20 protein-coding genes are annotated in these 20,515 nt (G+C 57.1%); 2 read left to right on the top strand and 18 right to left on the bottom strand.

Annotated elements, in window-relative coordinates; translation table 11 throughout:
- Nucleotides 1-22: 22 nt before the first annotated feature.
- Both curA and IEV54_RS02695 read right to left on the bottom strand, forming a co-directional pair.
- Complete coding sequence (curA, locus tag IEV54_RS02690) at nt 23-1,060, bottom strand: NADPH-dependent curcumin/dihydrocurcumin reductase (protein WP_150277359.1); 1,038 nt, start codon at nt 1,058-1,060, stop codon at nt 23-25.
- Between the two features lie 132 nt (nt 1,061-1,192).
- A complete protein-coding gene (locus tag IEV54_RS02695) occupies nt 1,193-1,762 on the bottom strand; it encodes a hypothetical protein (RefSeq protein ID WP_150277358.1) in 570 nt (189 codons plus the stop codon).
- A gap of 154 nt (nt 1,763-1,916) precedes the next feature.
- On the opposite strand from IEV54_RS02695, the gene IEV54_RS02700 reads away from it, so the two are divergent.
- Entirely contained in the window at nt 1,917-3,725 is a 1,809-nt protein-coding gene (locus IEV54_RS02700; RefSeq protein WP_150277357.1) for a hybrid sensor histidine kinase/response regulator, read from the top strand.
- On the opposite strand, the gene IEV54_RS02705 is transcribed toward IEV54_RS02700, so the two are convergent.
- The 13 genes from IEV54_RS02705 to ccoN form a co-directional block, all read right to left on the bottom strand.
- The gene (locus tag IEV54_RS02705) at nt 3,715-4,359 is read right to left on the bottom strand and encodes a response regulator transcription factor (protein ID WP_150277356.1); all 645 of its coding nucleotides are present in this window, start codon (nt 4,357-4,359) and stop codon (nt 3,715-3,717) included. The genes IEV54_RS02700 and IEV54_RS02705 overlap by 11 nt on opposite strands.
- A 126-nt stretch (nt 4,360-4,485) precedes the next feature.
- Nucleotides 4,486-5,364: an ion transporter gene (locus IEV54_RS02710; protein ID WP_150277355.1), complete on the bottom strand. Its 879-nt coding sequence runs from the start codon at nt 5,362-5,364 to the stop codon at nt 4,486-4,488.
- A 70-nt stretch (nt 5,365-5,434) separates the two neighbouring features.
- Nucleotides 5,435-5,980: an adenine phosphoribosyltransferase gene (locus IEV54_RS02715; RefSeq protein WP_150277354.1), complete on the bottom strand. Its 546-nt coding sequence runs from the start codon at nt 5,978-5,980 to the stop codon at nt 5,435-5,437.
- A gap of 22 nt (nt 5,981-6,002) precedes the next feature.
- Entirely contained in the window at nt 6,003-6,734 is a 732-nt protein-coding gene (fnr, locus tag IEV54_RS02720) for a fumarate/nitrate reduction transcriptional regulator Fnr (RefSeq protein ID WP_150277353.1), read from the bottom strand.
- 107 nt (nt 6,735-6,841) lie between these two features.
- A complete protein-coding gene (locus IEV54_RS02725) occupies nt 6,842-7,588 on the bottom strand; it encodes a sulfite exporter TauE/SafE family protein (protein WP_223825423.1) in 747 nt (248 codons plus the stop codon).
- Nucleotides 7,585-7,839, bottom strand: coding sequence for a cbb3-type cytochrome oxidase assembly protein CcoS (gene ccoS, locus IEV54_RS02730; RefSeq protein ID WP_150277352.1), 255 nt, complete (start codon nt 7,837-7,839; stop codon nt 7,585-7,587). Before ccoS ends, IEV54_RS02725 begins: the two co-directional genes overlap by 4 nt.
- Entirely contained in the window at nt 7,836-10,286 is a 2,451-nt protein-coding gene (locus tag IEV54_RS02735) for a heavy metal translocating P-type ATPase (RefSeq protein ID WP_150277351.1), read from the bottom strand. The genes ccoS and IEV54_RS02735 overlap by 4 nt, the downstream gene beginning before the upstream one ends.
- A 3-nt stretch (nt 10,287-10,289) precedes the next feature.
- Complete coding sequence (locus IEV54_RS02740; RefSeq protein ID WP_150277350.1) at nt 10,290-10,805, bottom strand: FixH family protein; 516 nt, start codon at nt 10,803-10,805, stop codon at nt 10,290-10,292.
- Nucleotides 10,806-10,811: 6 nt separating this feature from the next.
- Nucleotides 10,812-12,224 carry a cytochrome c oxidase accessory protein CcoG gene (gene ccoG, locus IEV54_RS02745; protein ID WP_150277349.1) on the bottom strand — a complete coding sequence of 471 codons (1,413 nt, stop codon included), beginning with the start codon at nt 12,222-12,224 and terminating at the stop codon, nt 10,812-10,814.
- Nucleotides 12,225-12,359: 135 nt separating this feature from the next.
- The gene (gene ccoP, locus IEV54_RS02750; RefSeq protein ID WP_150277348.1) at nt 12,360-13,259 is read right to left on the bottom strand and encodes a cytochrome-c oxidase, cbb3-type subunit III; all 900 of its coding nucleotides are present in this window, start codon (nt 13,257-13,259) and stop codon (nt 12,360-12,362) included.
- Nucleotides 13,256-13,465, bottom strand: coding sequence for a cbb3-type cytochrome oxidase subunit 3 (locus IEV54_RS02755; protein ID WP_150277347.1), 210 nt, complete (start codon nt 13,463-13,465; stop codon nt 13,256-13,258). Before IEV54_RS02755 ends, ccoP begins: the two co-directional genes overlap by 4 nt.
- A gap of 5 nt (nt 13,466-13,470) precedes the next feature.
- The gene (gene ccoO / locus IEV54_RS02760) at nt 13,471-14,079 is read right to left on the bottom strand and encodes a cytochrome-c oxidase, cbb3-type subunit II (RefSeq protein WP_150277346.1); all 609 of its coding nucleotides are present in this window, start codon (nt 14,077-14,079) and stop codon (nt 13,471-13,473) included.
- A gap of 11 nt (nt 14,080-14,090) precedes the next feature.
- Nucleotides 14,091-15,518, bottom strand: coding sequence for a cytochrome-c oxidase, cbb3-type subunit I (ccoN, locus tag IEV54_RS02765; RefSeq protein ID WP_150277345.1), 1,428 nt, complete (start codon nt 15,516-15,518; stop codon nt 14,091-14,093).
- A gap of 366 nt (nt 15,519-15,884) precedes the next feature.
- Here ccoN and IEV54_RS02770 point away from each other — a divergent pair, with 366 nt between their 5' ends.
- Complete coding sequence (locus IEV54_RS02770; RefSeq protein WP_150277344.1) at nt 15,885-16,520, top strand: alpha/beta family hydrolase; 636 nt, start codon at nt 15,885-15,887, stop codon at nt 16,518-16,520.
- A gap of 22 nt (nt 16,521-16,542) precedes the next feature.
- On the opposite strand, the gene IEV54_RS02775 is transcribed toward IEV54_RS02770, so the two are convergent.
- The 3 genes from IEV54_RS02775 to IEV54_RS02785 all read right to left on the bottom strand — a co-directional run bounded on the left by IEV54_RS02775 (nt 16,543) and on the right by IEV54_RS02785 (nt 20,510).
- Nucleotides 16,543-18,168: a methyl-accepting chemotaxis protein gene (locus IEV54_RS02775; protein WP_188434300.1), complete on the bottom strand. Its 1,626-nt coding sequence runs from the start codon at nt 18,166-18,168 to the stop codon at nt 16,543-16,545.
- A gap of 296 nt (nt 18,169-18,464) precedes the next feature.
- Entirely contained in the window at nt 18,465-19,745 is a 1,281-nt protein-coding gene (locus tag IEV54_RS02780) for a TRAP transporter large permease (protein ID WP_150277342.1), read from the bottom strand.
- Nucleotides 19,746-19,760: 15 nt separating this feature from the next.
- Entirely contained in the window at nt 19,761-20,510 is a 750-nt protein-coding gene (locus IEV54_RS02785; protein WP_223825422.1) for a TRAP transporter small permease, read from the bottom strand.
- Between the last annotated feature and the right edge of the window lie 5 nt (nt 20,511-20,515).

A 20,515-nucleotide genomic window follows, 5' to 3' on the forward strand; every position in this document is an offset into this window, starting at 1 on the left:
AGGCTGTGCTCAGTTTTCTGTTTTACTTATCAGCAATCTTGACCACCAGCTTGCCGAAGTTCTTGCCCTCAAGCAGACCCATGAACGCTTGCGGCGCGTTTTCCAGACCTTCAACCTGATCTTCACGGACGCGCACCTTGCCTTCGGCAACCCAGGGTGTCATTACCCGGAGAAATTCGGGGAAATGTGGACCGTAGTTATCGAAGATGATGAAGCCCTGCATGCGAATCCGTTGGCTGAGCAGCAGGCGCATCAGTTGCGGCATCCGGTCTGGCCCACTGGGCGCTTCGGTTGCATTGTACTGAGCGATCAGACCGCAAACGGGAACGCGCGCATGGGCATTGAGCAGCGGCATCACCGCGTCAAAGACCTTGCCTCCGACATTTTCGAAGTACACATCGATGCCGTCCGGGCATGCCTTGGCCAACTCGTCATTGAGATTGTTCTGCTTGTGGTCAAGGCAGGCATCAAAGCCGAGCTCGTCCACAGCGTAGGCACACTTCTCGGCGCCCCCGGCAATACCCACCACGCGGCAACCCTGAAGCTTTGCCACCTGGCCAACAACGGTGCCAACCGGCCCGGTGGCCGCCGCAACGACTACAGTTTCACCCTTTTTTGGCCGTCCGATGTCCATCAGCCCCATATACCCGGTGAAGCCGGGCATGCCCAGTACACCAAGCGCCTGGGATGGGTTTTGCATATTCGGATCAAGCTTGAAAACCATGGCGCCGTCAGAGACAGAATAATCCTGCCAGCCGGCGGTAAAAGACATGACCAGGTCACCTTTGGCATATCCATCAAGATTGGACTCCTGAACCCGGCAGACCGAGGCGCAGGTCATTACACCGCCCACGGGAACAGGGTCGGCATAGGATTTCGCATCGCTCATCCGACCACGCATATAGGGGTCCAGTGACATCCACAGGGCCCGAAGCAGCATTTGTCCTGCTGCAGGACGAGGTACGGGACTTTCAATCAGTTTGAAATTGTCCGGGCCTGGGGCGCCGACCGGACGTGAAGCAAGTAGTATCTGGCGATTGATAGCGTCTGATTGGGGCATGACGAACTCCTGATGTGCCTTGTAAGGCAACCTACAATGAGCGGCGGGCGCATCAGGGTCAACCTGCGTGCTGATACCTGATGGTGTGTTATTGATCAGCACGAGATGGCGTGGATTACCTGCGTGGGGCAGTCAGACCAAGGCTAGAGACTCTTCATCACGAACCCGGTTCCAACTCGCCAAAAAGTCACTACTGAGAGCTCCGCGGTGCGGGTATCGGGTCTCCCAGATAAGTGCGAGCTCATCAATATCCATGTCATCCTCCAGCTCAGTCAGTTGCTGATGATAGATCAACCAGGCAATTGCAGTGGCATACGCGAAATTGTAGCCGAGCTCGGCATGGGGGTTGTGCAGAAAGCAACGCTGGCTGGCGAGGCCGCGGATAAGGCTTGCCTGGTCGGGATTGCTCGCCAGATAGTCATCCCAGATCCGGGTGTGTAATTGAGTACATATGCCATAAGGGCCTATCCCGCCCTGTGCCTGTTTGTGGGCGGGTAGGGATGTAGTAGCCAGCAAGGTACCCAAAAGCAGATTCTCGGCCGCACGCGAAGCGATACCAAGGTAATTCAGCGTCGGCCGGATTACTGCTTCTCGTAACAGGCCGGGTGATGACAGGGCCAGAATATTGATGGTGTTGCCGAGGCTCGGAGGTTGCTCGGCCGGGGTGATACATTCATGTGTCAGAGTAAGGCTTGCTGTCACAAATTCACCTTCAGATCATGTTCCTATTTGCAGCATAGCTGCAAAAGTTCAAAGTAATGTATTGTTTTTAAAATGATTTAGTTATTCATCTTGTCCCTATATCGCACAATGATATAAAAATGACATCAAGTAGTGCCACATAACGGATAACAATATGGCTTCCGACCCGATAACTTCCCCCGCTGCACCCATCGACGAGCCCGCGCTGCTTGCTCAACAGCGACGCTTCGCCGGACTGCGGTTCAGCAAGCAGTTCGAGCCCGCGTTCCAGGCTTATCTTCATGAAAAAATGTGCAGGCGGGTCTGGCTGGTGGGTTTTTCCAGCATTGGCTTCATGCTGATTTTTATCTGGATAGACTTCGCCTATCTGCCTGAATACGTTCATTACTACACGGTGCCGGTCAGGCTATTCATGATTCTGGTTGTGATGTTCTGCCTCTGGTATTCCAACCGGCCTGGCCGGGTGCCAACACGCAATGCCTTTATCGTTGCCTCGGTGGGTCTGGTCTGTGCAGGGTGGATGGTCGCCATGATCATCGGTGTGAGCCGTCTTGCCCAGTTGAGCGTGCCGGTGACACACGACGGGCTGTATCTGGTGCTGCTCTCGGGGTTCTTTCTATTAGGGCTGCCGGCCCGGCATGCGGTGGTCTCCTGCTGGGCCATCGTGATTGGATACCTGTGGGGCGAATACATGGTCGGCAGTGGGCGCACCCTCATCATTGGCAATGCGCTGTTTCTGACCTGCTTTACGTTGATCGGCAGTCTGGGCGCCTACATATACGAATACATGATGCGTAGCGCCTTTCTCAATGAGCGACTGCTGGATGCTGCCAGAACCAGGGCTGAACGGGAAAGCCAGGGCAAGACGCGATTCCTTGCCACCGCCAGTCATGACCTACGTCAACCTCTGCATGCGATGTCGTTGTTCATTCAGCATCTGGATGAACGCATCAGCGACCCTCCGGTAAGACTAACGGTCAAGCGTCTGGCCGACTCGACGCATCTGCTTCAGGCAATGCTCAACTCTCTTCTGGATATTTCCCGCTTGAGTGTCGGCATGGTCAGGCCGCAATTGCGTGAGTTCAACCTCTATCCCTGGTTACAGCGGATCCTGGGTACCCTTGAGGTGAGTGCCGAGGAGCGGGGAGTGGTGATCGACCTTGAATGCCCACCGCGCATTGCTGTGACCAGTGACCCCCTGTTATTGGAGAGACTGGTGCGCAACTTTCTCAATAATGCATTGCTGCATTCCGAAGCTACCGAGGTGAAGATCCAGGTGTTTCGTGTCGAGGACCGCATACGTCTGGCGGTGGTAGACAACGGCCGGGGAATGACCGAAGCCGAGCAGGACCGGATCTTCGAGGAGTTTACCCAGTTGCGCAATCCTGCACGTACCCTGGAAAAGGGAGTAGGCCTGGGTCTGTCGATATGCCGCCAGCTGATTCATCTGCTGGAGTATCCCTCGGGACTGCGGTCTGCGCCCGACGAAGGCGCTAATTTCTGGATCGAGGTACCGACCGGCGACTGGGTGGAGACCGTCGTTACGCCAAGTCGGAGTTTGCAAGAAAAACTCGGCGGACGAATTGCACTGGTTGAAAACGATCTTATCAATCAGGAGGCAATGGAAACCCTGCTCCGTCAGTGGGGGTGCGAAATCACCAGCTATAGCAGCGCCGAAGAGGCGCTGGAAAATATAGAGCCAGAGAGTCTGGACCTGCTGATCAGTGATTACCGGCTGGAAGGTGCACGTGATGGCATAGCACTCATACGTGCGCTTCGCGCGTCCCATGGCCACAACGGGCCGGCACTACTGGTTACTGCAGACACCAGTGACGAAGTTAACGAGCAGGCGAGACTCTCTGATATCGAGGTGATCAACAAGCCGGTATTGCCAGCGCGGCTAAGACGAGCGATTCAGCAATTACTCCAGCCAGCTCAGCCCGATGGTGGTCCTAGAAACTGACCAGACCGAGCTTACGGGCTGTGCTGACGCACTCGGTACGATTGTGACAGCCAAGCGTGTTGAACAGGGCCTTGAGATGTGTCTTGACGGTGTCTTCTGACAGGTTCAGGCGCTGGCAGATCACCTTGTTAGGCAGTCCTTCGGCCAGCAGATCAAGGATTTCAAGCTGCCGGGGGGTAACGCCAACCTCTCTGGCCGAACCTTGGCGGTCCAGCGGTTGGGTCCCGTTGCCGATCACCACTTGCTCACCGAACAGCAGCCGGGTGACGGCCTCAAGAAGCATGGCACCGTCGGCCGTCTTGCTGATAAAGCCCGCAGCACCGAGGTGCATGGCGGCATCAAGGTCACTGGGGCTGTTGCTGGCGGTCAGAATCGCAATAGGCACCAGAGAGTCAAGCTTGTGTAGTTTCTGCAGTAGAGCGAGGCCGCTGCTGTCCGGTAGCTGCAGGTCCAGCAGTACCAGGTCATAGGCGTTGGCCCGTACCTGTCTCTCGGCTTCTGCGCCAGTGTGGGCGTGGTCTAGAGTTACGCCCGGACACAGGTTCTGCAATGTCAGTGTCAGGCCGTCCAGATAAATGTGGTGGTCATCGATCAGTAGCAGGCGGGTATCTTGTGGCAACACGGGACTGACCATGCCAAGCGCTCCTTGAACAGCGGTATCGTAGTGCCTGGCTATCAAGGCAGACATATCGATTTTTATTGTTGGCTGATCATAAGCAAACTGGACCCTGGGGTCCAGAAATGCTGGCGGCCCATCCCATCAACGTTCCCGCAACAGCACACGCAGCTCTTTCAGTTCTGCCCGCATCTCCTGAACTTCCTGCATCAGGAGCTGCTGGTTGGTGCCCGATAGTGAGCTGTGATGGGGATCCTCAACGTGATTAGGCGTTAGTGTCTTGCCTTCCTTGGCCATTTTACTGGCAGCAATCAGTTCACGCTGGGTCTGTATGGCATCGACTATCACGGCGATGAACAGATTCAGCATCATGAATGTAGCGATCAGAATGAAGGGAATAAAATACAGCCAGGCGTAGGGATGTACCTCCATCACTGGTCGCACTATGCCCATCGACCAGCTTTCCAGCGTCATGATCTGGAAGAGGGTGTAGAGGCTTGCACCGAGGGTACCGAACCACTCCGGGAAGGCATCCCCGAACAGTTGCGTGGCAATAACACCGGCTACATAAAAGATCAGGCCGAGCAGCGCAACAATGCTACCCAGGCCGGGCAGGGAGGTGAGTAATGACTGCACCACAATTTTCATGCTTGGCACGACGGTTATAAGACGCAAAACCCGCAACACGCGCAAGGCGCGCAATACGGCCAGAGGTCCGCTGGCCGGAACCAGCGCGATCAGAATCACCAAGGTATCGAACAAGCCCCAGGGATCGCGCAGCAGGCGCCAGCCGTGGGCAACAAAACGCAGCGCGATTTCGATAACGAAAATGCTCAGAATGACGGTGTCGACGGTTCTCAGCGGCCGGCCCCAGTGCTGCATCATGTAGTCCGAGGTCTCCAGCCCCAGCACCACAGCGTTGACCAGAATCAGCGCCATGATGATGTTCTGTATACGGTTTTGCGCAATCCAGGCGCCCAGACGCTGACGCCAGGAGTGTTGTAACTCGAGACTGTTTTTCATGTTGATTCTGCACACGTGGTCGCGGAGGGCAAACCGCCTCAGGTCAATGTAAGCAATCGGGAATTGCTATCTACTCGTTATCGGCAAACGCGCACAGGCTGTAGGTAGGAATGTCCGCATCCTGCATCTTGCGTGAGCCGCCCAGATCAGGGAGGTCAATTATCGCGGCGGCTTCGTATACGGAGGCGCCTAGCTGTTTGACCAGTCGGGCGGCCGCCAGGAAGGTGCCACCGGTAGCGATCAGATCGTCTAGCAGCAGCACCTGCTCACCCCCTGCAAACGAATCACTCTGGATCTCCAGCTCGGCCTTGCTGTATTCGGTAGCGTAGGTATCTTTCAGTGTATCACCGGGCAACTTGCCGACTTTGCGAAACAGGATCAATGGCTTGTTAAGCTCGTAGGCGATAACCGCACCCAACAGGAAGCCCCGCGCATCAATGGCGCCAATGTGGGTGACGGGGGATTCCACGTAACGCTGAATAAGGCTATCAGCGACCATACGCATTGCCTTGGGCGAGCGGTACAGGGGTGTAATGTCGCGGAAGGTTACGCCTGCTTTCGGGAAGTCCGGAACCGGGCGCACCAGGGACTTGATGGTGTATTCGTCAAAAATCATGCGGTTTATCCTGATTCATAGCTTACTCGCGGTCGCCGCCAGCAAGCGCGCAGAGCTCGGTATGTTCGAGAATTTCGATATTCTTGCCTTCTGCGGCGATCAGTCCCTGTTGCTGAAAACGGGTGAAGACCCGGGACACCGTTTCGACCGCCAGGCCCAGGTAGTTGCCAATCTCGTTACGCGACATGGCCAGGCGAAAGGCACGTGCCGAATAGCCGCGGGCGCGAAAACGGGCTGACATATTGATCAACAGAGTCGCTATCCGCTCATCGGCCGTCTTCTTGGATAACAGCAGCATCATCTGCTGATCTTCACGTATTTCCCTGCTCATGATCCGCATGACCTGTTTGCGCAACTGGGGCATGACGGCGGTCAGATCATCGAGCTTTTCGAATGGGATCTCGCAGACTGAAGTTGTCTCCAGCGCAACTGCGGAAACGGGGTATTGCTGATCATCCATGCCGGACAGCCCGATCATTTCACTGGCCAGGTGGAAGCCGGTAATCTGTTCATCGCCGGTATCGGAAACGCTGAAGGTCTTCAGCGCACCGGAGCGCAATGCATAAATGGAGGTAAAAGGGTCGCCCTGTCGAAACAGCAGTTCGCCTTTCTTCAGCGGCCTTCCACGTTTGACGATCTCGTCAAGGATGTTCAGCTCCTCGGTCTGTAACGCCAGGGGCAGGCACATGCCGGACAAGGTGCAGTCGTTGCAGTGTGCTTCAGGAAGGGGACGAAGGCGGATGGAATTACTCATATCACTACCTGATTGGCCAGGAACTGTCACGCAAGGTTACATCATGGATGCGGCTTGTTCCATGCTTCGAGATGCAAATCAGTGAGCCTGCTGTTTGTAGTCGTATCTCAGTGATGGTGCATATCGGTCTCAGATGCTTCCTGGGAGGAGGTCGGTTGATTCATATGCCCCATCAACCAGGCCTTGTGGGGGCCGGGTAGCGTCCAGACGCCGAAAAGGATTACCAGTATTGCGGCGGTAACACGCACACTGCGATTACGCAGGACAGCCAACATGCGCTCAGCCATAAGGCCGGTAGCCAGAAGGGTAGGTAAGGTACCCAGGCCAAATGTCAGCATCAGCGCAGCCGAGAGCAAGCCATTACCATGGCTGCTCGCCCAGATCAGGGTGCTATATACGAGGCCACAGGGCAACCAGCCCCACAGGGTGCCGAGGGCCAATGCCCGCGGCGCTGTGCTTACCGGCAGGAGCTTGCGGGCGTGTGGCTCGATATGCCGCCATAGACCGCGGCCAACGTGTTCTATGCGAGTCAGGCCGGACCACCAGTTGGCCAGATAGAGTCCCATGGCGATCATCAGCAGACCGGCAATGGTGCGCAGAGCCATACCCAGCCCAAGATCCTGTGCCAACCAGCCAAGACTCCCCACCAGCGCACCCGCAGCCGCATAGCTGATGATGCGGCCCATATTGTAGCCCAGCAGAATTCGCCACAGGGTCCAACCCTTGCGTTGCTGAGCCGGTATGCTCATGGTCAGCGCGCCCATCAGTCCGCCGCACATGCCGATGCAATGGCCACCGCCAAGCAGGCCCAGGGCCAGGGCCGTCAGGAACAGGGGTAGTAATTCAGCGGTCAAGAACGTGGCTCCGATGGGTCGTCCCGGTTTTGCATCTGGTTCTGCTCCCGGGTTGGTGTTTCGTGCTCCTCCGGCTCCTGAACCTGCTTGCGGGCTTCCAGGTGAGCCGGATCCTCATCGTCGAACAGGATGCTGTGCGCCGGCCCGTCCAGGTCGTCGTACTGGCCGGTATTGACCGCCCAGGTAAATACCCAGATGGCAACGATGACCAGCACCACAGCGATTGGAATCAGAATATAGAGTACGGTCATGCCACGGACTCCTGCATGTCCGGCTCTGGCGTCCGGACTGTCGGCAACGACTTGATTCGGGTAAGGCGTAAGGCGTTGAGAACAACCAGCAGCGAGCTTGCCGACATGCCGATGGCTGCCCACGCCGGCGTCACCATGCCCAGCGCGGCCAGTGGCAATATGCTGGCATTGTAGGCACTGGCCCAGAACAGGTTTTGCAGCATGATACGGCGGGTGCGGCTAGCCATGTCCATTGAGCGCAGCAGCACACCCAACTGGCTGCTGAGCAACACGGCGTCGGCACTGGTCTTGGCCAGGTCTGATGCTTCACCCATGGCAATGGATATATCGGCACTGGCCAGTACCGGTACATCGTTGACGCCATCGCCAAGCATCAGCAGCCGCGCGCCATTAGCTTGCAATTGCTGCACAAAAGCCAGCTTGTCGGCGGGGCTGGCATTGCCGATAGCCTCGGGGATGCCCAGCCGCTCGGCCATCGCATCCACTACGTGGGGATAGTCGCCCGACAGCAGTATCACGCGCATTCTGCGATCGAGCAGACTGCGGATAAGCTGGGCCGCGTCATGTCGTACCCGGTCGTTGAGAACAAACCAGCCCAGGGGGCCGTTTGTATCGCCGAGTAATAGCCACTGGCCTGGCTGATCAGGTAGAGCAGGGGCGGTCTTGTTGCTGATCTCGGCCACATAGTCGGGCTTGCCGATACGCAGTAACCTTCCGTCACAACGGCCTTCCAGGCCTCGGCCGGGATGGCTGACAATGGAATCTGCCTGACCAGTCGTGCGGCCAAAGGCGCGGGCTATTGGGTGTTCGGAACGGGCTTCGAGGCGCTGGGCCAGCTCCAGGACCTGCTCGGTCATCTCCCCGGGGAACGGCTCGACGCGCTCCAGCGTCATGCGCCCTTCGGTCAGGGTCCCGGTCTTGTCGAGCACAACGGTATCAATACGAGTGAGGCCTTCCAGTACGTGACCACGGGTGATCAATAACCCGAGCTTCTGAAGGCTACCCGTCGCTGTGGTCAGGGCGGTCGGAGTGGCCAGTGATAGTGCGCATGGGCAGGTAGCCACCAACATGGCGAGCACAATCCAGAAAGCTGTTTCGCCATTGACAGTCCACCACCACAAACCGCCAACAATGACGGCGGCGCTCAGCACCACGAGCAGGAAGTATTGTGCCACCTGATCGGCCAGGCGACCCAGCCGGGGCTTGTCGGATTGGGCGCGCTCGAGTAGTTGGACAATAGCCGATAGCCGGGTCTTGTCGCCGACTGCGTCAACACGGATGCGCAGGGGGCTTTCCACATTGAGGGTTCCGGCGGTAACGTTGTCGCCCTGTCTTTTAGCCAGCGGCATGTATTCGCCTGAGAGCGCCGACTCGTCGATGCTGCTGATGCCATCGACAATAACGCCATCAGCTGGAATGCTCTCGCCGGGACGCACATCAAGCAGATCCCCAGGACGGACCTCATCGAGCATGATGCGCTCTGGCTGGCCCGCACCGTCAATGCGCACTGCGCTGGGCGGTAGCAGGCTCACCAATCGGGCGGTGCTTTCTACCGTACGTTGCCTGGCGCGGCGCTCAAGATAGCGACCGGCCAGCAGGAAAAACGCAAACATGGTAACCGAGTCGAAATAGATCTCTCCGGTATTGGTGACCGTGGCCCATATGCCGGCCAGGTAGGCGCCGCCGATAGCCAGGGACACAGATACGTCCATGCTCAGGCGACGGTTGTTAAGGTCCCGCCACGCCCCCTGGAAGAAGGGCACGCAGCTGTAGAAGACCACAGGTGTTGTCATCAGAAGGCTCACCCAGCGAAGGATGATGGCCATGTCTTCGGTCAGATCCTGATTGAACTCTTCGTACAGCGCCATGGTGGCCATCATGACTTGCATGAACATCAGGCCGGCGAGGCCCAGGCGTCGCAAATAACGGCGGTTTTCGGCCGCAATCTGCTCGCTTGCCTTGTCCTGCTCCCACGGCTGGGCGGCATAGCCAATACGTTTGATTTCGGCAAGGAGGGTGGAAAGCCGGGCCTGTGAGGCGTCCCAGCGCAGGGTCAGTCGGTGGTTGCCCAGATTCAAGGTCGCGTCAGTCACGCCAGGCAACTGGATCAGCCGCTTTTCGATCAACCAGCCGCAGGCCGCACAACTGATCCCATCAATCAGTAGCTGAATTTGCTGTTCGGAGCCATCAGTTTGCACATAGCGTGCCTGCACGTCCGGCCGGTCAAGAAGCTCGAGCTCCTCCTGAACCGCCTGGGGCAGTGCCTGGGGGTTGGCCGAGATTTCGGTGCGGTGCCGATAGTAGGAATCCAGCCCGCCAGCCACTATCGCCTCGGCCACTGCCTGGCAGCCTGGACAACACATCGGACGCGTTTCGCCCAGAATGCGGCATTGCCAGTGTGAACCGGCAGGTACCGGTTCACCGCAGTGGTAGCAGGGCTCGGCCATGGATCATTTAGTGTCGAGCTGATAAGTGCGGTCGCTGGCCAGAAAGACCTCGTCAGTCAATCTCCAGCCGGCCTCGCCGGGGCGCGCAGGGTCACTCAGGTCAACATAATGCCGACCCTCGATACGCTCGGGCATCTGGCCTGCGTATGCATTCTCGGCGACTCTGTTGAGCACGATTACCCTGTCGCGGTCAGCGTGGGAGGGCGAAATCAGGTCGAACTGCAGGGCCGACGGCTGTGACGGAAGATCGCCTGTCAGTGTCAGGCTGACTTCGCCGGTCATCTCGTCGATGGTGAAAGAAGCGGCCAAATCAAGATCGCTGGCCATCTTGTCCCGGCCAAGATGCATGTTTATCGCACGACCTTCCTTGTAGTAGTTGTCGCGCACCATACTGTCCTGGTATGCAATGGAGATGAACAGCAATCCCAGTCCGATCACGACCGCGAAGACCAGGATGCCGATCAAAAACCACGGCCAGAACTGTTTATACCAGGGTGCGATGTCAATATCATCTTGCATAGTGTGTTACCTGAGTCTGGGGCCCATGAAACGGCTTTCCGCTTCGGCTGTAATGTCCGGGTCGTCTACCGCGGTGATCCTGAATTCAACGGGCATATTGGTGCTGCTCATGAATTGTGGATCGAGCTGCACGTTGACTGGCAGCTGCAGGTGCTCGTTGGCGTCAAGGCTCAAGCGATCGGCCTGCAAATTCATGCGCAATTCGGGGTGACCTTCGACGGACAGCATGAAGCTGCGAGGTTCCTGGCTCTTGTTGAATATGCGGATGATGTAAACGTTTTCTATATTGCCACCATTGGCTTCGCGGAACAGCACGTTCCGGTCCCGCGCAACGTCTAGCGATACTTTCGACAGGCTGGTGACGGTTGCTGCGAACAGGCCCATCATGATTACCAGTAGCGCGCCGTAACCGAGCAGGCGAGGGCGCAGCATATGCGTCTTCTCGCCGCTGAGGTTGTGCTCAGTGGTGTAACTGATCAGGCCGCGCGGGTAATCCATCTTGTCCATGATGTCGTCGCAGGCATCGACGCAGGCGGCGCAGCCGATACACTCGTACTGCAGGCCGTCACGGATATCGATCCCCGTCGGGCAGACCTGGACGCACATGGTGCAGTCGATGCAGTCACCGAGACCTTCCTCTGCCGGGTCCACGCCTTTCTTGCGCGCGCCACGTGCTTCGCCGCGCCGCGGATCATAGGCGATAATGAGTGTGTCCTTGTCGAACATCACACTCTGGAAGCGGCCGTAGGGGCACATGTAGAAGCACACCTGTTCACGCATCCAGCCAGCATTGATGTAGGTGGCCATGGTGAAGAAGAAGACCCAGAACAGCGTCCAGCCATCGATATCAAGGGTAAAGGTATCCGGTACCAGCTGGCGAATCGGGGTGAAATAGCCCACGAAGGTTAGAGCGGTAACCAGTGATACCACAAGCCAGATGCTATGTTTGGCACTACGCCTCGCTAGCTTGTTCGCGTCCATCGGCGCCTTGTCGAGCTTGATCCGCGCGTTGCGTTCACCCTCGGTGACCTTTTCGGCCCACATGAAAATCCAGGTCCAGACGGTTTGCGGGCAGGTGTACCCGCACCACACGCGACCGGCAAAGACGGTGATGAAGAACAGACCGAAGGCACAGATAATCAGCAAAAAGGACAGCAGGAAGAAGTCTTCCGGCTGAAAGGTAGCACTGAAGACGTGGAACTGGCGTGCTGGCAGATCGAACAGCACTGCCTGGCGATCACCCCATTGCAGCCACGCGGTACCGAAGTAGAGCAGGAAAAGAAAACCGACACCCAGCAGGCGTATCTTGTGAAACAGGCCTGTATAGGAGCGCGGGTGGATCTTCTCGCGCTTGGCGTACAACTCAACGGCTTGAGCATCACCCGGGGTGACGTTCTTGACGGGGATCTTTTTGCTCATGGGAATCTGTCCTGGTCTGTGCAGGAAGGGCCCGGCCGGTAATCCGGCCGGGACTGTCTTACTAGGCCACGCAAGAGTAGTGTGGCCGGTCAGGTTGCGCCATGCGACAGGGCGTCGCGGCAGGCGCTTTTTCTGTTACTGCTCGGCTTCGTTATCACCCTGGGAGAGGCTGTAAACATAAGCGGTAAGCATGTGGATCTTGTCCTCACCCAGGTGGGCCTGGGAAGGCATATTACCGTTACGGCCATAACGCAGGGTCTGCTGAATCTGCAGCATGCTGGAGCCATACAACCAGACATCATCTGTGAGGTTTGGTGAGCCAATCAATGCGTTGCCCTTGCCTTCAGGACCATGACAGGCCACGCAATTGGTATTGAACACCTGTGCACCCAGGGTGGTGTCAACGCCGTCCGTCTCCAGACCTGCCATTTCGCGTACATAAGCGGCTGTGCTGCGTACACCATCATCGCCGATGATCGCTAACCAGGCGGGCATTGCAGCCTGCCGTCCCTGGTTCAGAGTGGTTCTGATCTGGTCCGGCGTACCGCCCCAGATCCACTCGTTATCAGTCAGGTTCGGAAAGCCGTATGCGCCGCGCGCATCCGAGCCATGACATACCGAGCAGTTGATGGCGTACAACCGCTGACCGATTCGCAGTGCGTCCTGGTCCTGAGCGACCTGCTCTACAGTCATGTCCGCATAGTTTGCAAAGATCGGAGCAAACTGTTCGCGGGCGTCGGCAACTTCCTCTTCGTACTGACCTACCTGGGTCCAGCCCAGCACTCCGGGAAACTTACCCAGACCAGGATAGAGAATCAGATAGATAACGCTGAACACGATCGTCGCCAGGAACAGCATGAACCACCACCGGGGCAGGGGGTTGTCATACTCCTCGATGCCATCGAACGAGTGGCCGAGCGTTTCTTCCGTCTCCTCCGGTCGCTGGCCCTTGCGTGTGGCGAACATCAGCCACAACGTAAGGCCCAGCATGATCAGGGTGAGGACAATGATGTATCCGCTCCAGAAATTACTCATTGCTTGCTACTCCTAGCGTCGTTCTTCTCACTGGGCTTTTTTTCGTTATAAGGCTTTTCGGCTTCATCAGGCTCGTCGGCGAAGGGCAGCAGGGCTGCCTCGTCGAAATCCTTTTTCTTGTAGGAGCTGTAGGCCCATACGGTGATACCGATAAACGCCAGCATCGCTAGGATGGTGGCAATACCGCGCAAAGTGTTGATATCCATAATAGTTACCGACGATCCGAGAGAACGGTGCCCAAGTGCTGCAAGTAGGCAATCAGCGCGTCCATCTCAGGCACGCCACGCACCATCTCGGCAGCGCCGGCAATATCCTCGTCAGTGTAAGGAACACCCAGGCGTTGCATGGCACGCAACTTGGCAGCTGTGTCATCACCATCCAGGACGTTCTCCTGTAGCCACGGGTAGGCCGGCATCTTTGATTCCGGAACTACATCACGCGGGTTGATCAGGTGAGCGCGGTGCCAGTCGTCAGAGTAGCGCTGACCGACACGGGCCAGATCTGGACCAGTACGCTTGGAACCCCAAAGAAAGGGATGTTCCCAGACGCTTTCACCAGCTACCGAATAGTGGCCGTAGCGTTCGGTTTCCGAGCGGAAGGGGCGGACCATCTGCGAGTGGCAACCTACACAGCCTTCGCGAATGTAAATGTCACGACCTTCCAGCTCCAGCGCGGTATAGGGCCGCAGACCTTCAATTGGCTGTGTCGTCTCCTGCTGGAAAAACAGTGGAACGATCTGAGTCAGACCACCGAAGCTGATCGCAATCACGATCAGCACAACCAGCAGCCCCAGGTTCTTTTCTACTAATTCATGCTTCATCGATATGCTCCTCAGACCATTTGCGCAGCGGCTTGTGCTTCAGCCGGCTGGTGTGCGCGAATGGTGCGCCAGACGTTATATGCCATCAGCAACATGCCGGTCAGGAAGAATAGGCCGCCGATCATGCGGACAATGTAGCCCGGGTGGCTGGCTTCCAGTGCTTCGACAAAGCTGTACGTCAGGGTGCCGTCGACGTTGACTGCGCGCCACATCAAGCCTTGGGTGATGCCGTTAACCCACATGGAGACGATGTACAGCACGGTACCTACGGTAGCGAGCCAGAAGTGCACGTTGATGAGTCCAACACTGTGCATTTCATCGCGGCCAAAGACCTTGGGTATCATGTGGTACATGGCGCCGATGGAAATCATCGCAACCCAGCCCAGAGCACCGGCGTGCACGTGGCCAATAGTCCAATCCGTGTAGTGCGACAATGCGTTCACTGTCTTGATGGCCATCATCGGGCCTTCAAAGGTGGACATGCCGTAGAACGCCAGGGAGACAACCAGGAAGCGCAGGATCGGATCGGTACGCAGTTTGTGCCAGGCACCGGAGAGGGTCATCATGCCGTTGATCATGCCGCCCCAGCTGGGAGCCAGCAGGATCAGGGACATCACCATGCCCAGGGACTGCGCCCAGTCAGGCAGCGCGGTGTAATGCAGGTGGTGAGGACCGGCCCAGATATAGATCGCGATCAATGCCCAGAAATGCACAATCGACAGGCGGTAGGAGTAGATCGGACGGTTGGCCTGCTTGGGTACGAAGTAATACATCATGCCCAGGAAGCCCGCAGTCAGGTAGAAGCCCACTGCGTTGTGCCCGTACCACCACTGGATCATCGCATCCGTCGCACCCGAGTACATAGAGTAGGATTTGAACAGGCTGACCGGCATGGCCATGCTGTTGACGATGTGCAACACAGCTACAGTAATGATGAAGGCGCCGAAGAACCAGTTGCCTACGTAGATGTGCTTCATCTTGCGCTTCATGACTGTTCCGAAGAACAGCAGTGCGTAGGAGACCCACACAATGGCAATCAGAATGTCGATCGGCCACTCGAGCTCTGCGTATTCCTTGGTCGATGTGAAGCCCAAGGGCAGCGTAATTGCTGCAAGTACGATGACTGCCTGCCAACCCCAGAACACAAAAGCGCCCAAGGCGTCAGACATCAATCTGGCCTGCGAGGTGCGCTGGACAATATAAAGCGAGGTGCCCATCAGCGCGCAGCCACCAAATGCGAAAATCACCGCATTGGTGTGCAGCGGCCTCAGTCGGCCGAAGCTCGTCCAGGGCAAATCAAAGTTGAGGGCTGGCCAGACTAGCTGGGCGGCAAGTAGGACACCTAAGGCCATACCAACAATACCCCAGACAACCGTCATGACGGCGAACTGGCGTACTACCTTGTAGTTATAGGCTGTCGAAGTGGTAGCTGTGCTCATGCGAGATTCCACGGATAGCAATGGGTTTATGGGTTCTGAAGCGGCGGCAAGTATGAGCAAAGGCTCTTATCATTGCAATGACACAGGTCAAGGTTACGACAGGTTGGGACCGCTCTGGCCGGCCATTACAGACTCTGTGTCGGATTGCTATAACGATGAATTCCCAAGCTCTACATCTGGCTGCATTGCGCAAGACTGGTAACCGACGCGGATATATAGTTGTATGGTCGGCCCCTTTCCATCCATCCCGGTACGGCAGACGGGGAGAGGGCTAGTTGAAGCTTAGTGGCCATATGATGATATGTGAAGTAAATACCCCCAAAGAGACCGTGGCATCTTGTCGCACAGCCATGCAGTGTTTCTGACATGAGTCATCTGATTATCAATACCTCAACTCGCAGTTCACGTCGCGCCACACTGCTGTTGGCCCACGGAGCGGGCGCGCCAATGGACAGTGCCTTCATGCAACAGATGGTCATGGCGCTCAATAGCTGTGGCGTGGATGTGGCGCGCTTCGAATTCCCCTACATGCACTCCCGGCGACTCTCAGGCAAGCGTTCTCCGCCTAACCCCATGCCGCGGTTGCTCGAGAGCTTTCGCGAGCAGTGGAGGGAGTTTCAGGCGGGCCATACAGGGCCGCTGCTGATTGGCGGCAAGTCCATGGGGGGACGGGTCGCGAGTATGCTCGCTGATGAGCTGGGTGCGGCCGGTCTGGTGTGTTTCGGTTATCCTTTCCATCCACCCGGCAAGCCCGAGAAAACACGTGTGGATCATCTGTTGACGCTAGTCACGCCGGCACTGATTGTTCAGGGTACGCGTGACCCGTTTGGCAAGCCCCCGCAAGTGTCAGGTTACGCGCTTGCTCCGACAGTAGCGCTGCATTGGCTTGATACGGCAGACCATGATTTCCAGCCGCTGAAAAAAAGCGGGAATGATCAGTCCGTGATGATTGGTCAGGCTGCCAGTGCGGTGCTCGAGTTTTTGGAAAACCGCCTACGCTGACGCGCAGGCGGCGAGGCCTTCTTCAGACGCCCAACGCCTGGGGCAGGATACCTGCGCTCAGTGTGCCCCAGCGCCGGCCACCGACCACCAGCGGAACATAGAGCACGAATACGATGGTAGTACTGCCGGGCAGGACGAAGCTGCCCATGCCGATGCGTTTGCAGCTGTTGAGGTTGTCCAGCTCCCAGCCCTTGGCTACCACGAAGCGTTTGTGCATGCTCTTGGCGGCATCTACCCTGGGGTCGCCAGTCGGCGCCTGGGAGGTTACAGTCCGGCTGGCGCCCAGATAGCCATGATCATCTACAGGTACCATGTAGATAACACCGTCCTGTCCCTGTGAGTCCCATTCATCCAGCAGTGGTTGCACGCGCTTGCGGTAGGCATCCGCCCAGCTCACGTCGTGTTTGGGCGGATTGGTACCGGAAATTGGCGTGTAATGCCGGTCAAATACATTCACTCCTTTATTCTGCAGGTCTTCCAGTTCGCTCTCGATGATGTGACGGCGTCCCATCAGCTTGTCAGTGGCCGCCTCAAGGTTGCCCTGTCCGAGATGGAAACGGCACAGCTCCTGCAGAATCTGATTGGTATTTTCCCGCTGGGTATCGGTCTGGGCCAGGCTATCAGCCATACGCCGGCTGATGGTCAGGCTGAGATCGCGAATAGCACTGCCATGCTCGTGGGTTTCGCTGTTGGTCACCGTCAGTTGTTCAAGCGCGCTGCTGACCATCAGAAGGTCGTCATTGGCTTTCTGGAAATCGCACACCATTTTCTCGAACTGCTCGGCCGCGGTGCTGACGGCATTGCCAGCATTGTCAGACTGTTCCTGCATACTTTGGGTCTGCTTGTCGGCACCAGACATCGCAGTCAACATCTGTTCCATTAGCTGTCCAATCTGATCCGCGGCACTGCCCACCTTTATCGACAGGTTGCGTACCTCATCAGCCACCACGGCAAAGCCCCGGCCCTGCTCGCCGGCACGGGCGGCTTCGATAGCGGCATTCAGGGCCAGCATATTGGTCTGGGCGGAAAAATCCTGCACGGTCTTGAGAATCTGTCGTATCTGGCCGGAGGTATTGTCCAGGGCGGTGATGTTGTCTTTGAAGCCGGACATGGACTGGCTGATCTGCAGCATCTGATCCCGAGCTGTCCCGAGCTGTTCGCTGGACTCGCGTGCCACGTCCAGGTTGCTGCTGTTCATGCGGGTGATGTCCGATGCGCGGCTGGAAACGTCCTGCAGTGCGCTGGTGGTTTGTTCCGAAGCTTGAAAGACCAGTTCGGACAAGTCCTGTTGTTTCTTTGCGTCCGTTGCAGCCTGGTCAGCCAGCAGGCGGCTTTGTGCAGAAGTGAAGGCTATGCGCAGACACTGTTGCTGGAAGTTGATCATCATGTCGCGCAACCGCCCGGCAAGCTCATCGACCTGATTCAAGCCAGTGTGGGAGCCGGTGCTTGCAGGGTCGCGGGCAGACAGATCGAGCGTTTCGCCATTGATTGATTGCAAACGTTGAAGCACCGGGCTGTTATCGGACATGGCGCCCCGCGTCTGCCATGCCAGAAGCAGGGCCACGGGGGCCAGCACCAGACTCAGCCCGAATAACAGGCCGGAGGTCTGTGACAGTAGTGTGGCGATAAAGAACACTTGGCAAATCATCAGGGCCACTAATGGGACCGCGGGGGGTATCGGGGGGGAGGCTGGGGCGGCACAGTTCGTGTGCTCCTTGCTCGAGGCAGCTGTACTGTTCATGTGTTCCTCTGCGCAGTTATGCAAGCATTATTGTTATATGGCTGCCTGTGCCGGCAGCCTTTGGGGAGTATAAGGTCTCAAGGACTACTCCGTGTAAGGGTTATCGGCCAATTGCGCTCTTGAATGAATGCTTATTCTGCCATTTTTCCGGTACAAACCGCCTACACGGCAGGAGCGACCGATTAAAACCGGTCGCCACCGCGTCAGCCTGCCAGAGAGGGTAGCCAGAGGGATATGGAGGGGAACATGATCAGCAGCACTGTCGCCAGGAGCAGGATCAGAATAAAGGGTGGCGTGCCCTTGATGACATCGAAATAGGGTCTGCGAAATACTGCCATTGCGGTAAAGATGTCACAGCCAAAGGGTGGTGTTGCCGATCCGATTGCGGCCTGCAGGGTGACAATAACGCCGACGTGGATGGGGTCCAGACCTGCGACTTCTACCGCAGGCTTGAACAGAGGTGTAAGAATCAATATGACAACGATTGGGTCAACAAACATGCAGCCCACGAAAAACGAAATAGCAATGAGGGCCAGAACCAGGGTCTGGCTATCGCCGATCGTCTCAATCACCGGCCCTAGAATGGCCTGGGGAATACCGGCAAAGGAAATCGTGTAGGTAAATGCATTACCCGCAGCAACCAGAATAAATACCACCCCGGTGATAAGTCCGGTAGACAACGCAATATCCCAAAGCTCACGCACCTTGACTGATCGCAGCACTACCACCTCAAGAACCAGTGCATAGAGCACGGCAATGGCCGCGGCCTCGGTAGGGCTGAACAAGCCTCCGTAGATACCACCAACCACTACCACGGGGAAGCCGAGCGGTAGCAGCGCCTTTTTCAGCGCCTCCCAGCGCGTTTTCCAGTCCGCCCGTTCTTCAGGCTCGATGCCCATGCGGATGGATCCGATCCAGCAGTAGATGGAAAACATCAACAGAATCAGAAAGCCGGGCAAGATCCCGGCAATAAACAGATCGCCGATAGATGCGCCGGAAACCACCCCGTAGATAATCATGCCGATGCTCGGCGGAATCAGTAGAGCAATATCGCTGGCATTGATGATCAATGCGATGCTGAAGGCGTCGGAGTAACCCTTTTGCAGCAATTTGGGGCGCATCGGGCCGCCCATCGCCACTACAGTGGCCTGAGTGGAGCCGGAGACTGCCCCGAACAGGGTGCAACCTGCTGCAGTAGTTATGGGTAGGCCGCCGCGCAAGTGGCCCACGAAGGTTTGCACCAGATCCAGCAGGCGATTGGCCGTATGGCCACGTGTCATCAGATCTGCAGCAAAGATGAACAGCGGCACTGCCGCCAGTGCCCAGGACTGCACACCGCTGATCATCTGGCCCATCAGCAGCCCGACATTGCTCATGTCGAGTACCAGGAACAATAACATCAGGCTGGCGGTGAGCAGCGGGACCATCATCGGAAAGCCCAACAGCAGCAGTACGATCATCGTGATAATGATGAAGGTCAGCATGCGCAGATCCCCTGTTCAGATGTGCTCAACGTCAACCTCCTCGTAGCGTTCCTTTTCATTGAAGGAGCGGTAGATATCCTTGGAAATCAGATTGCGCACGGCGGTCAGCCAATACTGAATGCCTGCCAGTGCAAAACCTATGGGGGCAACCATGTAGGGAATCCAGAGAGGGATCTGCAGCGCTGAGGAGGTGCGGCCGCGCGACTGGATTGCCTCGACGTAGCTCCAGGCGTGCCAGCAGAAATAGAACATCAATGCGCCGGTCAGGATACTGATAGTGACCAGCGCTGCCTTGCGGGGTAAACCGTTCAACTGATCATAGAGTGCCGACATGCAGATGTGCCGGGCCTTGCGTACCCCGTAGCCCAGGCCGGCAAAGGTGATGATGACCATGCTCATCTGAGTCAGCTCGACCTGGCCGGTCACCCCCGTGCTGAAAAGCTGCCGCCCAATGACATGGACAATCAACATGCCGGCGACAAAGAGTATGGTGAAGCCGAGGATGCCTTCCTCGATATATTCGGCTAACCGGTCTAGTACGGAAAAAACCTTTTTAGCAGCGCGCTTGAACGTTCCAGCGGCTGAGGGGTCAGCGCTCCCGGGCATGGGTTTGTCCTTTGCTGGGCCAGAAATCCGCTGCACCTCAAGGGCTGTATCGGATACCGGCATTACCCGGGTTTGCTGTGACCTCGGGTCGTTTTCGTTGCGTGCAGTCAGGTGGATCGCTCTGGCACGGTGAATGTTCCTTTTTTCAACATAGCGCATCTGGA

It is taken from the genome of Halopseudomonas salina (genome assembly GCF_014637955.1).
Lineage (GTDB): Bacteria > Pseudomonadota > Gammaproteobacteria > Pseudomonadales > Pseudomonadaceae > Halopseudomonas > Halopseudomonas salina.